The organism is Streptomyces sp. DSM 118878, assembly GCF_052936595.1.
Genome location: NZ_CP193622.1, coordinates 2,966,550 through 2,979,875 on the forward strand (window position 1 = coordinate 2,966,550; position 13,326 = coordinate 2,979,875).

Annotated in this window: 13 protein-coding genes; 9 read left to right on the top strand and 4 right to left on the bottom strand. The window is 71.6% G+C overall.

The genetic code is table 11. The features are described 5' to 3' along the window. Positions 1–72: 72 nt before the first annotated feature. On the top strand, positions 73–1,248 hold the full coding sequence (locus tag ACRAKF_RS13030; protein WP_447037191.1) for an alpha/beta hydrolase: 1,176 nt from the start codon (positions 73–75) through the stop codon (positions 1,246–1,248). Then, on the top strand, positions 1,245–2,534 hold the full coding sequence (locus ACRAKF_RS13035) for an acyltransferase family protein (protein ID WP_447037192.1): 1,290 nt from the start codon (positions 1,245–1,247) through the stop codon (positions 2,532–2,534). Before ACRAKF_RS13030 ends, ACRAKF_RS13035 begins: the two co-directional genes overlap by 4 nt. A gap of 134 nt (positions 2,535–2,668) precedes the next feature. Here the strand turns inward: ACRAKF_RS13035 and ACRAKF_RS13040 are convergent, their stop codons facing one another. Continuing rightward, positions 2,669–3,682 (bottom strand): aldo/keto reductase, encoded by a 1,014-nt coding sequence (locus tag ACRAKF_RS13040; RefSeq protein ID WP_447037193.1) that lies wholly within the window; start codon positions 3,680–3,682, stop codon positions 2,669–2,671. Positions 3,683–3,688: 6 nt separating this feature from the next. Then, the gene (locus ACRAKF_RS13045) at positions 3,689–4,159 is read right to left on the bottom strand and encodes a MerR family transcriptional regulator (protein ID WP_447037194.1); all 471 of its coding nucleotides are present in this window, start codon (positions 4,157–4,159) and stop codon (positions 3,689–3,691) included. Between the two features lie 199 nt (positions 4,160–4,358). Here ACRAKF_RS13045 and ACRAKF_RS13050 point away from each other — a divergent pair, with 199 nt between their 5' ends. Beyond that, a complete protein-coding gene (locus tag ACRAKF_RS13050; RefSeq protein ID WP_447037195.1) occupies positions 4,359–5,174 on the top strand; it encodes a serine hydrolase domain-containing protein in 816 nt (271 codons plus the stop codon). A gap of 142 nt (positions 5,175–5,316) precedes the next feature. On the opposite strand, the gene ACRAKF_RS13055 is transcribed toward ACRAKF_RS13050, so the two are convergent. Continuing rightward, entirely contained in the window at positions 5,317–5,982 is a 666-nt protein-coding gene (locus ACRAKF_RS13055) for a pirin family protein (protein WP_447037196.1), read from the bottom strand. A gap of 520 nt (positions 5,983–6,502) precedes the next feature. Here ACRAKF_RS13055 and ACRAKF_RS13060 point away from each other — a divergent pair. From ACRAKF_RS13060 to fabF, 5 genes are all read left to right on the top strand, one after another. Continuing rightward, positions 6,503–7,720 carry a PucR family transcriptional regulator gene (locus ACRAKF_RS13060; RefSeq protein ID WP_447041957.1) on the top strand — a complete coding sequence of 406 codons (1,218 nt, stop codon included), beginning with the start codon at positions 6,503–6,505 and terminating at the stop codon, positions 7,718–7,720. A 95-nt stretch (positions 7,721–7,815) separates the two neighbouring features. Beyond that, entirely contained in the window at positions 7,816–8,727 is a 912-nt protein-coding gene (locus ACRAKF_RS13065; protein WP_447037197.1) for an ACP S-malonyltransferase, read from the top strand. Positions 8,728–8,755: 28 nt separating this feature from the next. Beyond that, the gene (locus tag ACRAKF_RS13070) at positions 8,756–9,757 is read left to right on the top strand and encodes a beta-ketoacyl-ACP synthase 3 (protein WP_447037198.1); all 1,002 of its coding nucleotides are present in this window, start codon (positions 8,756–8,758) and stop codon (positions 9,755–9,757) included. 97 nt (positions 9,758–9,854) lie between these two features. Beyond that, positions 9,855–10,103, top strand: coding sequence for an acyl carrier protein (locus tag ACRAKF_RS13075; RefSeq protein ID WP_030777934.1), 249 nt, complete (start codon positions 9,855–9,857; stop codon positions 10,101–10,103). Positions 10,104–10,173: 70 nt separating this feature from the next. After that, positions 10,174–11,436, top strand: a complete 1,263-nt coding sequence (gene fabF / locus ACRAKF_RS13080; RefSeq protein WP_447037199.1) for a beta-ketoacyl-ACP synthase II — start codon at positions 10,174–10,176, stop codon at positions 11,434–11,436. 123 nt (positions 11,437–11,559) lie between these two features. Here fabF and ACRAKF_RS13085 read toward each other — a convergent pair whose 3' ends face one another. Next, positions 11,560–12,054: a DUF3145 domain-containing protein gene (locus tag ACRAKF_RS13085; protein ID WP_447037200.1), complete on the bottom strand. Its 495-nt coding sequence runs from the start codon at positions 12,052–12,054 to the stop codon at positions 11,560–11,562. Between the two features lie 342 nt (positions 12,055–12,396). Between ACRAKF_RS13085 and ACRAKF_RS13090 the strand changes: the two genes are divergently transcribed. Continuing rightward, entirely contained in the window at positions 12,397–13,308 is a 912-nt protein-coding gene (locus ACRAKF_RS13090; RefSeq protein WP_447037201.1) for an SGNH/GDSL hydrolase family protein, read from the top strand. The last annotated feature ends 18 nt before the right edge of the window (positions 13,309–13,326 follow it).

Consider the following 13,326-nt stretch of genomic DNA (forward strand, 5'->3'; position numbering starts at 1 on the left):
GCCGATCACCGTCTCCCTACCTTTCGCAGCGTCAGGCCACTGGCGCCACGAAATCGGGGAGGGAGACCGGCCATGCGGCTTCGGTCATGGAAAGCTCGGAGCAAGCGGGCACTGGTCGCCGTCGCGCTGACGACGACAGCGGTGACGGGCACGGCCGGCTGGGCCCTCGGAAACGAACAGCAGCCGCTCACGGGCCCGCCTCCGGGCACGAGTTCGTGGCGCGCGGACCATTCGTCTGGTTCCCGGCTCCCGGATCCCGCAAGCACTTCCCCCGCTCGGGTCGCCGCGTTCTTCGCGTCGTTGAGTGCCGGGCAGCGGGAGCGACTGGTGACACGGCACCCGTCGGTGGTGGGCAACCTGGACGGTGCCCCCATAGCCCTTCGGTACAAGGCCAATACCCTCTCGCTCCGCGCCGAGCGTGCGCGCGAGCGGTCCCGCTCCACTGACCCCGACCTCACCGCGCAGGACCACGAGCGCGCACGCGCATCGGTGGTCCGGTACGACGAGTTGCTCGCCCCGGGGCGGCAGATACTGGCCTTCGACCCCCGCGGGCGGGGCCAGGTCGCCGAGGTGTACGGGGACTTGGCGGGCGCACGGCATGTCTCCGTCGTGGTGCCGGGCTCCGACATCGACCTGAACACCTTCGACCGCGCCAAGGACACGTACGGCACGCCCGCGGGAATGGCCCGCTCACTACGCTCGGCGGCCGGTGACCGCACTGCCGTGGTGGCCTGGGTGGGGTACACCACCCCGGTCGGCGTCGGCCCCGACGCGGCCACGGGCCGGCTCGCCGAGGCGGGCGCACCCCGCCTGGCGCGCTTCGCCCAGGGCCTGACGGCGGCAGGCACCCCCCGGCCCGCCCTCTTCTGCCACAGCTATGGCTCGGTGGTCTGCGGCCTCGCCGCGCCCCGGCTGCCCGCGAGGGACCTGGTGGTGCTCGGCTCCCCCGGTATGCGAGCGGACAGCGTGGCCGATCTGCACACCGGGGCCCGCGTCTGGGCGGCCAAGGACGACAGCGACTGGATCGGCAAGGTGCCGAACGTCGAGCTGTTCGGGCTCGGCCACGGCGAGGACCCGACCGCCCCCGGCTTCGGCGCCCGGCGCGTCCCCGCCGAGCGAGCGAAGGGCCACACCGGCTACTTCGCCCCCGGCACCGACTCACTGCGGGCCTTCGCCCGCATCGCCGACGGAGGCGACTCCGCCGGTGAGACCCCTATCAGCACGCGAGGCATCGGAGCACGGACATGAGCCTTCCCGTTCTCAGCGAACAGCCCGGCCGGCGCGAACAGCGCGCACTGTCCGGCCTGCGTGACCTGCCGGGGCTGCGTGGTGTGCGCCAAGCCGCGGCCGCCATCGACGCCAAGACCCCCGCCCATCGCGACCGGGCCATCGACGGGCTGCGTGCCCTCGCCCTCCTCGCCGTGCCGACAGGGCACTGGCTCCTGGGTGGATTCACCCTCGACTCCGGGGGCGCTCTGCACAACGCGAGCCCACTGTCCTCATTCGGCTTCTTCGCACCGCTCAGCTGGGTGCTGCAGATGCTGGGCATCTTCTTCCTCGTGGGCGGCTACGCCTCCGCGATGTCCTACCGGCGGGCGGTCGCGCGCGGGGAGTCGACCGGTGGCTGGCTGCGGGGACGTGTGGCCCGGCTTGGCCGGCCGGTGCTCGGGGTGACGGCGGTCTGGGCCGCGCTGATCCCCGTACTGCACGCGGCAGGAGTGCCGGGCACGACCCTGCGCACCGCGTCCACGCTGGTCATTCAGCCCCTGTGGTTCGTGGGTGTCTACACAGTGATCACGGCTCTCACGCCTTGGTGCATACGCGCCACGAAGCGGCTGGGTGCCTGGGCCGCGCTGCCCCTTCTCGGCTCGGTCGCCCTCGTCGACTTCCTGCGCTACGGCCCGTTCGCGGACGCCATGCCCTCCTGGCTGAACCTGCTCAATCTGCTGCCGGGCTGGATGTTCGCCTACCAACTGGGCGTCTCCTGGGGCGAGAGGAGGCTGGGCAGGCGGGGCGCCTGGCTGCTGCTCCTCGGCGGCACCGCTCTCTTCGCCGCGCTGCTGCTCGCCTTCGGCTACCCGACGTCGATGGTCGGTGTCCCCGGAGAGGCCCGCACGAACTCACATCCCCCGTCGCTGCTGGTCCTCGCCCTGGCCGCCGCGCAGAGCGGCGCCGCGATCCTGCTGCGGGACCGCATCGGCGGGCTGCTGCGCCGGCCCGCCCTGTGGGCACCGGTCGTCGTGATCAACCTGTCGGCGATGACCATCCTGTGCTGGCACCAGACAGCGCTGCTCGCGGCGGCCGTGCCGGGCTCGTTCCTGGGGGCGATACCGGGGCTGACCACGGGCCCCGACTCCCTCGGCTGGATAGCGGCGCGGGTGGCCTGGCTGCCGGTGCTCGCGGCACTGCTTGTGCTGATAGGCCGGTACGCCCGCGGCTTCGAGGCCCCCTGGCAGCGGGCGTCCCACACCCGCCGCGCGCTGGCGGGCCTCCTGGCGGCCGGCTTCGCGGTCTTCGCGCTAGGGCTGACGTGAGCACCGGGCGTGACGTGAGCGGACGAAGCTGCAGGGCTCGGCAGCAGCCCGTTGAGGTCACTCCTGGCCCATGGCGGTCACACGGTGGGGATGGCGGTCACAGGCCCATGGCGGTCACTTATGGACCGTCGCGGTTACTCGCGGCCCGCCGAGGTGAAGCTCATGTCGGCGTAGCGGTTGCCCGAGACGCCGGCGGCGATCGGGGCCAGCAGGGCGAGTTCGTCGTCGGTGAGGGTGATGCGGGTGGCCGCCGTGTTCTCCTCGACGCGGGTGCGCTTGCGAGTGCCGGGGATCGGGATGACCGGCAGGCCGTGGACCGCGCTCTGCTGCTGGACCCAGGCAAGGGCGACCTGGCCGAGGCTCACGCCGTGGGCGTCGGCGACCGTGCGGACGGGGGCGAGCAGGGCCGCGTTGGCGGCGGCGTTGTCACCGGTGAAGCGGGGGTGCTGGCGGCGGAAGTCGTCCTTGCCCAGTTCCTTGTCGGCGTGGACGAAGGCACCGGTGAGGAAGCCGCGGCCGAGCGGGGAGTAGGGGACGAGGGCCACGCCGAGATCGGCGGCGGCGGGGACCACGCCCTTCTCGATGTCACGACTGAAGAGCGACCACTCCGACTGAACGGCGGCGATGGGATGGACGGCATGAGCGGCACGCAGTTCGGGCCCTGTGACCTCGCTGAGGCCGAGGTGCTTGACCTTCCCCGCGGTGACGAGCTCGGCCATCACGCCGACCGTCTCCTCGATGGGGGCCTGTGGGTCACGGCGGTGCATGTAATAGAGGTCGATGACGTCCGTGCCCAGGCGGCGCAGGCTGGCGTCGACGCTGGCGCGGATGTAGTCGGGGGAGTTGTCGATGCGCCGCTTGGTCGGTTCGGCCGGGTCGATGGCCAGGGCGAACTTGGTGGCGAGGACTATCTCGTCGCGGTGTGCCTTGAGGAAGGGGGCGAGGAATTTCTCGTTCTCACCCATGCCGTAGACGTCGGCGGTGTCGTAGAAGGTGATGCCCAGTTCGAGGGCGCGGTCAAGGGTGGCGCGGGCCTCGTCGGTGTCGGTGGGGCCGTAGGCGAAGCTCATGCCCATGCAGCCGAGGCCTTGGACGCCCACCTCGGGGCCGTCGTTGCCGAGCCGTGCTTTCGCGATGTTCTGCGTCATCAGTGTTCAGGGCCTCTCCGGCGCCTTGCGGGCGCCCGCGTAAGTATCGATCTTGTGGTCCAGGACGGCGAGGGTGTCCTGCAGCTCGGCAATGCGGGTGCGCACGTCGCGCCGGGTCTGTTCCAGGAGGTCATGGCGCTCGGCGAAGGTGTGCTGGCCTTCGCGGACGAGTTCGGCATAGCGGACCATGTCGGCGACGGGCATGCCGGTGAGACGGAGCTTGCCGACGAAGGCGAGCCAGTCCAGGTCGCGGTTGCGGTAGCGGCGCTGCCCCGTGTGGGAACGGTCGATGTGCGGCATCAGGCCGATCCGCTCGTACCAGCGCAGGGTGTACGCGGTCAGGCCGGTGAAGGCGGCGACCTCGCTGATCGTGTAGTGGTCCTGGCCGATCGGACGCGGGTGTCCGGGCTCCGCGGCACAGCTGTGGGCTTTGGCCCCGGTGGGGGGTGGTGCGGGCGTGGTCTCCATCACCGTCATGGCCCTCACGCTAGAACGTTGGAGTGCACTCCAAGCAAGCGGATTCGGAGGAAAAGGTGGGACGTCTCGTCCCTTGGTCGCCCGAGGACCGCCCGAGGACCGCCCGAGGGTCGTCGGATGGTTGCCCGGCGGCCGTCCAATCGCCGGCTGGCAGCACCCGGGAGCACCCGGAACCCGACGAGGAATTAGGCTCGGGCGCATGCAGAGCCTGGCGTTGATCGAGAACTGGCCGGTCCCCACCGCTGCCGCCGCCGTCGTACGCGCGGACGGGACGGTGGCCGGGGCGCACGGACCGACCGACCGGCGGTTCGCCCTCGCCTCGGTGACGAAGCCGCTCGCGGCCTATGCGGCGCTCGTGGCGTACGAGGAAGGCGCGGTGGAGCTGGACGAGCCTGCGGGGCCCGAGGGGTCGACGGTACGGCACCTGCTCGCGCACACCAGCGGCCTCGCCTTCGACGAGCACCGGGTGACGTCGGCGCCGGGAGTGCGGCGGCTGTATTCCAACGCCGGTTTCGAGGTCCTCGGTGATCACATCGCCAAGGCGACGGACATCCCCTTCGGGGAGTATCTGCGCCAGGCGGTGCTCGAACCGCTGGGGATGACGGCCACCTCGCTCGAAGGGGACGGCTCGCCGGCGAAGGACGGCGTCTCGACCGTGGACGACCTGGTGCGGTTCGCGGCCGAGGTGCAGGCGCCGCGGCTGCTCGACGCGCGGACGGTGGCGGCGGCGATGACGGTGACGTATCCGGGGCTGAAGGGTGTGCTGCCGGGGTACGGACACCAGAATCCCAACGACTGGGGGCTCGGGTTCGAGATCCGGGACTCCAAGTCGCCGCACTGGACGGGGAGTACGTCGTCGCCGCGGACGTTCGGGCACTTCGGGCAGGCCGGGACGTTCCTGTGGGTCGACCCCGATGCCGGGGCCGCCTGCGTGGCGCTGACCGATCGCCCCTTCGGGCCGTGGGCCACAGAGGTCTGGCCCCCGTTCACCGACGCGGTGCTCGCGGAACTCTGACGCGGGGGTCGTCCCCCTGGGTGACCGGCCCCCGGGACGACCGGACCGCCTGGGTGACCGGCCCCCGGGACGACCGGACCGCCAGGAGGGGCTGGACCGTGAGGAGGGGCCGGCGGCTGCGTCCGGCCGCGCGGGGCCGTGCTCAGCCGGTGGTCATTTCCCACACCAGCAGCTCCGCCGCCCCGCCGCCCGTGGCTGCCGCCGCGAGGTCCGGCTCCGACGTGACCCGGGCCGAGTCCCCCGGGGCCAGCAGTTCCTGGCCGAGGCCGGCCTCGCCGCGGAGCGCGTGGACGTAGAGGTGCGGTGCGTCGGGGAGGGCGGCTCGTTCGCCGGGGGCGAGTCTGCGTACGTGGAGCAGTGCGCCCGCGGCGGGTACCGCGTAGGGGGTCGAGTCGGCTATGCCGCGCACGACCTCGTAGGACGGGTCGCCGCCGGGAGTGAGGGGGGCCAGCCACATCTGGACGAAGACGAGAGGGGCGTCGCCGTCGTTGCGCTCCACGTGGCGGACGCCGCCCGCGGCGGAGAGGTGCTGGACGTCGCCGGGGCGGACCAGGGAGGTGTGGCCCGTCGAGTCCCGGTGGGTGAGCTCGCCCTCGACGACCCACGTCACGATCTCCGTGTGGCTGTGGGGGTGTTCGTCGAAGCCCGCGCCGGGCGCCAGACGCTCTTCGTTGCAGGCGAGGATGGCGCCGAAGCGGAGGTTGTCGGGGTCGTAGTGGGGCCCGAAGGAGAAGGCGTGCAGGGACTCGATTCCGGCCGCCGGCTCCCCGCCGCGGTACCGGTCGCCGGAGCGCCGTACTTCAATCACCTTCCCCACGTTAGCCGCGAAGTGGCCCACGGCTCCCCCGAAGCCGACCGCCGGGCCCGCTCACGGCTGCCCGGAATCCAACCGCCGGCACCGTCCACAGCTCCCCCGAAGCCGACCGCCCGGCCCGCCCACGGCTCCCCCCGAAGCCAACCGCCGGCACCGTCCACAGCTCCCCCGAAGCCGACCGCCCGGCCCGCCCACGGCTCCCCCGAAGCCGACCGCCGGCACCGTCCACAGCTCCCCCGAAGCCGACCGCCCGGCCCGCCCACGGCTGCCCCGAATTCAGCCGCCGAGCCCCGCCGGCCCAGCTCGCCCCAACCACACGCCCCACCCCAAGACAGGCGCCGTGACGACAGCCCCCGGCCCCGAAGCCGACCGCCGGCACCGCAACCCTCACCCCCAACCCCCAACCCAACCCCCGGCCAAACCCCCGCCCCCGCACGCCCCCGCCCCGATAAGGCAGTCTTGTCCCGTGCCCGAACCCTCAGCGAACGAAGCCAAGCCGGAGTCCCCGCGAGGGGTGCCGCAGGAGTCCCAGCCGGGGGCCGGCCAGGACGGCCGGACCCCGCATGCCCATACCGCGACGCATGCCCATACCGCGACCCTGAAGCGCCTGGAGAAGTCGTCCGGGAGTCTCGCGGCGCAGGCCATCGCACGCATGGACGAGACGCTGTCCTGGTACCGGGCGATGCCGCCGGAGAACCGCTCATGGATCGGCCTGGTGGCGCAGGCCGGTATCGCCGCGTTCACCGAGTGGTTCCGGCGTCCGGACGCCCCCCAGGCCATCTCCACCGACGTCTTCGGCACCGCCCCCCGCGAGCTGACCAGGGCGATCACCCTGCGCCAGACGGTGGAGATGGTGCGTACGACGATCGAGGTGATGGAGTCGGCGATCGATGAGGTCGCCGCCCCCGGGGACGAGTCCATCCTCCGCGAGGCCCTCCTCGTCTACGCCCGTGAGATCGCCTTCGCCACCGCTCAGGTGTACGCGCAGGCCGCCGAGGCGCGCGGTGCCTGGGACGCGCGCCTGGAGTCGCTCGTCGTCAACGCGGTGCTGTCCGGCGAGGCCGACGAGGGCGCGGTGAGCCGGGCCGCGGCGCTCGGCTGGAACTCCCCCGACCACGTCTGCGTGATCCTCGGCACCGCCCCCGACGGCGACAGCGAGCTGACCGTCGAGGCGATCCGCCGCGCCGCCCGGCACGCCAAGCTCCAGGTCCTCACCGGTGTCCTCGGCACGCGTCTCGTCGTCATCGCGGGCGGCAACGACAATCCGCTGGCCGTGGCCAAGGCGCTGATCGGCCCGTATGCGGCGGGCCCCGTCGTGGCGGGTCCGATCGTCCCCGACCTGCTCGCCGCCACGCGTTCCGCGCAGGCCGCCGCCGCCGGGCTCAAGGCGTCCGCCGCCTGGCAGGACGCCCCGCGGCCCGTTCTCGCGGACGATCTGCTGCCCGAGCGCGCCATGGCCGGTGATCCGGCGGCCCGTGACCAGTTGGTGGAGGAGATCTACAGACCGCTGGAGGAAGCGGGCTCCGCGCTCCTGGAGACGCTGAGTGTCTATCTGGAGCAGGCGAGCAGCCTCGAAGGCGCTGCCCGGATGCTTTTCGTCCACCCCAACACCGTGCGCTACCGGCTCCGACGTGTGACTGACGTCACCGGCTGGTCACCCTCGGACGTACGCTCCGCGTTCACGCTGCGGATCGCGCTGATCCTGGGGCGTCTGGCCGACAGGGATCACTAGTCCCAGCCTTTTGTTGGACTCCTACAATTCCGTCAGCCGTTCTTCGTCCCTGTCCCCACCGGCCAGTTACGCCGTCCACAAGAGAGAGTGTGAGAGTGCTCGTACTCGTCGCTCCCGGCCAAGGCGCTCAGACGCCCGGCTTCCTGACCCCCTGGCTCGACCTCCCAGGCGCCGCCGACCGTCTCGGCGCCTGGTCGGACGCCATCGGGCTCGACCTCGCCCACTACGGCACGCAGGGCGACGCGGACCAGATCCGCGACACCGCCGTGGCGCAGCCGCTGCTCGTGGCCGCGGGGCTGCTCTCCGCCTCGGCACTGGGTGACATCGCGCCCGGCGCCGTCGCGGGACACAGCATCGGCGAGATCACCGCCGCGGCGTACGCGGGTGTGCTCTCCGACGACGACGCCCTGCGGCTCGTGCGCAAGCGCGGTCTCGCCATGGCGGAGGCCGCCGCGGTCACCGAGACCGGCATGGCGGCGCTGCTCGGCGGTGACCCCGAGGTCACCACGGCGCACCTGGAGAAGCTCGGCCTGACGCCGGCGAACGTGAACGGCGCGGGCCAGATCGTGGCCGCGGGCACCAAGGAGCAGCTCGCCGCCCTGGAGGCCGACAAGCCCGAGGGCGTCCGCAAGGTCATCGCCCTCAAGGTCGCGGGCGCCTTCCACACGCACCACATGGCCCCCGCCGTCTCGCAGCTCGAAGAGGCCGCACAGGGCGTGACCGCCGCCGACCCGAAGATCGTCTACGTCTCCAACCGGGACGGGAAGACCGTCGCCTCCGGTGCCGAAGTGATCTCCCGCCTGGTCGGTCAGGTCGCCAACCCGGTCCGCTGGGACCTGTGCATGGAGACGTTCAAGGAGCTGGGCGTCACGGCCGTCGTCGAGGTGTGCCCCGGCGGCACCCTCACCGGCCTGGCCAAGCGCGCCCTGCCCGGCGTCAAGACGCTCGCGGTCAAGACCCCCGACGACCTCGAAGCGGCCCGCGCGCTCGTCGCCGAGCATTCCTGAGCCGACGACTGACAAGGAGCCGTAGCGCATGTCGAAGATCAAGCCCAGTCAGGGCGCCCCGTACGCGCGGATCATGGGCGTCGGCGGCTACCGGCCCACCCGTGTCGTGCCGAACGAGGTGATCCTGGAGACGATCGACTCGTCCGACGAGTGGATCCGTTCCCGCTCGGGCATCGCGACCCGGCACTGGGCCTCCGACGAGGAGACCGTGTCCGCGATGTCCGTCGAGGCCGCGGGCAAGGCGATCGCCGACGCGGGCATCACGCCCGAGCAGATCGGCGGCGTGATCGTCTCCACCGTCTCGCACTTCAAGCAGACCCCGGCGATCGCCACCGAGATCGCGGACAAGATCGGTGCGGGCAAGCCCGCCGCGTTCGACATCTCCGCGGGCTGCGCCGGGTTCGGCTATGGGCTGACGCTCGCCAGGGGCATGGTCACCGACGGTTCCGCCGAGCACGTGCTGGTCATCGGCGTGGAGCGGCTGAGCGACCTCACCGACCTGACCGACCGCGCGACGGCTTTCCTCTTCGGTGACGGCGCCGGTGCCGTGATCGTCGGCCCCTCCAAGGAGCCGAAGATCGGCCCGACGGTCTGGGGCTCGGAGGGCGACAAGTCCGAGACGATCAAGCAGACGATCTCCTGGGAGGAGTACCGCGAGGGCTCTCCCGAGAAGTTCCCCGCCATCACGCAGGAGGGCCAGGCGGTGTTCCGCTGGGCCGTGTTCGAGATGGCGAAGGTCGCTCAGCAGGCGCTGGACGCGGCCGGAATTACCCCGGACGATCTGGATGTCTTCATTCCGCACCAGGCCAACGAGCGGATCATCGACTCGATGGTGAAGACTCTGAAGCTGCCGGAGCACGTGACGGTCGCCCGTGACGTGCGCACCACCGGCAACACCTCGGCCGCCTCGATCCCGCTCGCGATGGAGCGGCTCCTGGCGACCGGCGAGGCGAAGAGCGGCGACACCGCGCTCGTCATCGGCTTCGGGGCGGGTCTCGTGTACGCCGCCACGGTCGTTACCCTCCCCTAGGCATCACGTCCGGATCATCCGATCCGTACGGCGTAACCAACCTGCCGCTGCCGCGGCGGGCGCCACACCCTCTGGATACACAAGAAGGAGCGCCAACATGGCCGCCACTCAGGAAGAGATCGTCGCCGGTCTCGCCGAGATCGTGAACGAGATCGCCGGCATCCCGGTCGAGGACGTCCAGCTGGACAAGTCCTTCACCGACGACCTGGACGTCGACTCGCTGTCCATGGTCGAGGTCGTCGTCGCCGCCGAAGAGCGCTTCGACGTCAAGATCCCGGACGACGACGTCAAGAACCTCAAGACGGTCGGCGACGCGACCAAGTACATCCTCGAGCACCAGAACTGACCGAGCTCGTGCTCAGTCGCCACCCGGCGGTGGCGCCGCTGATCCCCTCAACACCGTGGAGAATTTTCCTGTGAACTCGACCAATCGCACCGTGGTCGTCACCGGTATCGGCGCAACCACACCGCTGGGTGGCGACGCAGCGTCGACGTGGGAGGGCCTGCTCGCGGGCCGCTCCGGCGTCAGCGCTCTGGAGCAGGACTGGGCGGCCGAGCTGCCCGTCCGTATCGCCGGTCAGATCGCCGTGGAGCCGGGCGAGATCATTCCCCGGCCGCAGGCCCGCAAGCTGGACCGTTCGGCGCAGTTCGCGCTGATCGCGGCCAAGGAGGCCTGGGCGGACGCCGGCTACACCGCCAAGGCGGGCGAGGACGCCTCGGTGGACCCGCACCGTCTGGGCGCGGTCATCGCCTCCGGCATCGGCGGCGTGACCACTCTTCTGGACCAGTACGACGTGCTGAAGGAGAAGGGCGTACGCCGCGTCTCCCCGCACACCGTGCCGATGCTGATGCCCAACTCCCCGGCGGCCAACGTCGGCATCGAGCTGGGTGCCCACGCGGGCGTCCACACCCCGGTGTCGGCCTGCGCCTCGGGCGCCGAGGCCATCGGCTACGCGATCGAGATGATCCGCACCGGCCGTGCCGACGTCGTCGTCGCGGGCGGCACGGAGGCGGCGATCCACCCGCTGCCGATCGTCGCGTTCGGCAACATGATGGCGATGTCCAAGAACAACGACGACCCGCAGGGCGCCTCGCGCCCCTACGACGCGGACCGCAACGGCTTCGTGCTCGGCGAGGGCGCCGGTGTGATCGTCCTCGAGTCCGAGGAGCACGCCAAGGCCCGCGGCGCGAAGATCTACGCGGAGGCCGTCGGCCAGGGCATCTCGGCCGACGCGCACCACATCACGCAGCCCGAGCCGTCCGGCAACGGCATCGCCGCGGCCCTGCAGAACCTGGTCGACACCACCGACCTCAAGCCCGCCGAGGTCGTGCACGTGAACGCGCACGCCACCTCGACGCCGCAGGGTGACGTCGCGGAGATCAAGGCGCTGCGCAAGGCGTTCGGTGACGACGTGGACCACATGGCGATCGCCAGCACCAAGTCGATGACCGGTCATCTGCTCGGCGGCGCGGGCGGCGTGGAGACCGTGGCCACGGTCCTCGCGCTGAAGAACCGCATCGCCCCGCCGACGATCAACATCCAGAACCTCGACCCCGAGGTCGACGCGGACGTCATCCGCGACAAGGCCCGCGCGCTGCCCGAGGGCAGGATCGCGGCGCTGAACGACTCGTTCGGCTTCGGCGGTCACAACGTGGTCCTGGCGTTCAGGAGCGTGTGAGCCCACTGACGGGCCTGACAACCCTGACGACCCTGACGACCCACTGACGAGCAAGGCCCGCCCGGAGACTTCCGGGCGGGCCTTGCTCGTACGTACGCCGGCCTTCTTCGTACGTATGCGGTCTCACACGACCTGGTGCAGCCACCGCACGGGCGCGCCCTCGCCCGCGTAGCGGAACGGTTCGAGCTCGTCGTCCCAGGGCTTGCCGAGGAGCTTGGCGAGCTCGGCGGCCAGGTCGCTCTCGCCGCGCTGGGAGCGGGCCAGGGCGGCGCGCAGCCGGTCCTCGGGGATGAGGATGTCGCCGTGCAGCCCGGTGACGGCGTGGAAGATGCCGAGCTCGGGCGTGGCGCTGTACCGCTCGCCCTCGGCGCTCGGACAGGGCTCCGCCGTGACCTCGAAGCGCAGCATCTGCCAGCCGCGCAGGGCGGAGGCGAGCTTGGAGGCGGTGCCCACCGAGCCCTGCCAGGAGAATTCGGATCTCCAGGTGCCCGGCGCCGCGGGCTGCCTGATCCAGTCGAGGCTCACACGCGCGCCGAGCACGCCCGCGACGGCCCACTCGACGTGTGGGCACAGCGCGCGCGGAGCGGAGTGCACGTACAGAACTCCACGTGTCGTCACCGGGACCTCCAGTGTGGGTCGAGGTTCGCCTGTCCCGGCGGCCTCGCGCCCGTGCCGAGCAGTTTTCTCCAAATACTAGAGAAACCTGAAAAAAAGGGGACAGATGTGACGTGATGTAATTTAGCGGAACCAGAGCGGCGGGGCGTCACCGGGTGGATCACCCGCCTGTCGCCGCCGTGAGAGCAGTGGCCAGGCGGCTACGGGGCCGAGGCTACCGTGCGGCGGCGCAAGGAGTGTGACGTACCGTCGGTCCGTGGCCCGGGAAACTCCGACCTTTCACCCGGCGGGGCGCAACCCTGGGCACGCGCACGGCGTCACCCAGATCGACGAAGGGGACCAGGGATGCGGAACCGCAGGCACCGCTCACGTGCCGCCGTCGCTCTCGCGACGGCGGCTCTTCTCGGCACCGCGACGCTGACCGCGTGCGACGCGCAGGGCGGCAACTCCGGTGCCCCCGGCGGCCCGTCCGCACTCGACAAACCGTCCCCGAAACCGACGCCCTCCTGGGACACCACGCCCCGCTCGCTCGCGGCCGTCGGCGACTCCATCACCCGCGGCTTCGACGCCTGCTCGGTGCTCTCCGACTGCCCCGAGGCGTCCTGGGCGACCGGTACGGACGCGGAGGTGCGCAGCCTCGCCACGCGGCTCCTCGGGAAGGAGCGGGCCGCCTCGCACAGCTGGAACCTCGCCAAGACCGGCGCCCGAATGGCGGATCTGTCCGGCCAGGTCGAGGAGGCCGTCGCCGAGCGGCCCGAGCTGGTGACGGTGATGATCGGCGCCAACGACGCCTGCCGTCCGTCGGCCGCGTCGATGACGCCGGTCGGTGACTTCCGCGCCGACTTCACGGCCGCGATGCGCACCCTGCGCGCCTCGCTGCCGAAGGCGCAGGTGTACGTGGCGTCCGTGCCGAACCTCAAGCGGCTCTGGTCCCAGGGGCGCACCAACCCGCTGGGCAAGCAGGTGTGGAAGCTGGGCATCTGCTCCTCGATGCTGGCCGACCCCGACGACCTGGACGCCGCGGCGTCCCAGCGGCGGAACTCGGTGCGGGACCGCGTGGTGGCGTACAACGACGTACTCGAAGAGGTGTGCGAGAAGGACCGGCGCTGCCGGTACGACGGCGGGGCCGTCCACTCCTACCGCTTCGACGGCGACCAGTTGAGCCACTGGGACTGGTTCCACCCCAGCAAGGACGGCCAGTCCCGCCTCGCCGCGCTCGCCCACCGGCAGATCACCTCGCGCGAGCCCGTGGGCTAGCGAGAGGGTGCGGCGTAG

What these genes read in the sequence shown, in the direction of transcription:
- ACRAKF_RS13030 (WP_447037191.1), top strand. Translation starts at nt 73, where the DNA reads ATGCGGCTTCGGTCATGGAAAGCTCGGAGCAAGCGGGCACTGGTCGCC.
- ACRAKF_RS13035 (WP_447037192.1), top strand. Translation starts at nt 1,245, where the DNA reads ATGAGCCTTCCCGTTCTCAGCGAACAGCCCGGCCGGCGCGAACAGCGC.
- ACRAKF_RS13040 (WP_447037193.1), bottom strand. Translation starts at nt 3,682, where the DNA reads ATGACGCAGAACATCGCGAAAGCACGGCTCGGCAACGACGGCCCCGAG.
- ACRAKF_RS13045 (WP_447037194.1), bottom strand. Translation starts at nt 4,159, where the DNA reads ATGACGGTGATGGAGACCACGCCCGCACCACCCCCCACCGGGGCCAAA.
- ACRAKF_RS13050 (WP_447037195.1), top strand. Translation starts at nt 4,359, where the DNA reads ATGCAGAGCCTGGCGTTGATCGAGAACTGGCCGGTCCCCACCGCTGCC.
- ACRAKF_RS13070 (WP_447037198.1), top strand. Translation starts at nt 8,756, where the DNA reads ATGTCGAAGATCAAGCCCAGTCAGGGCGCCCCGTACGCGCGGATCATG.
- ACRAKF_RS13075 (WP_030777934.1), top strand. Translation starts at nt 9,855, where the DNA reads ATGGCCGCCACTCAGGAAGAGATCGTCGCCGGTCTCGCCGAGATCGTG.
- ACRAKF_RS13090 (WP_447037201.1), top strand. Translation starts at nt 12,397, where the DNA reads ATGCGGAACCGCAGGCACCGCTCACGTGCCGCCGTCGCTCTCGCGACG.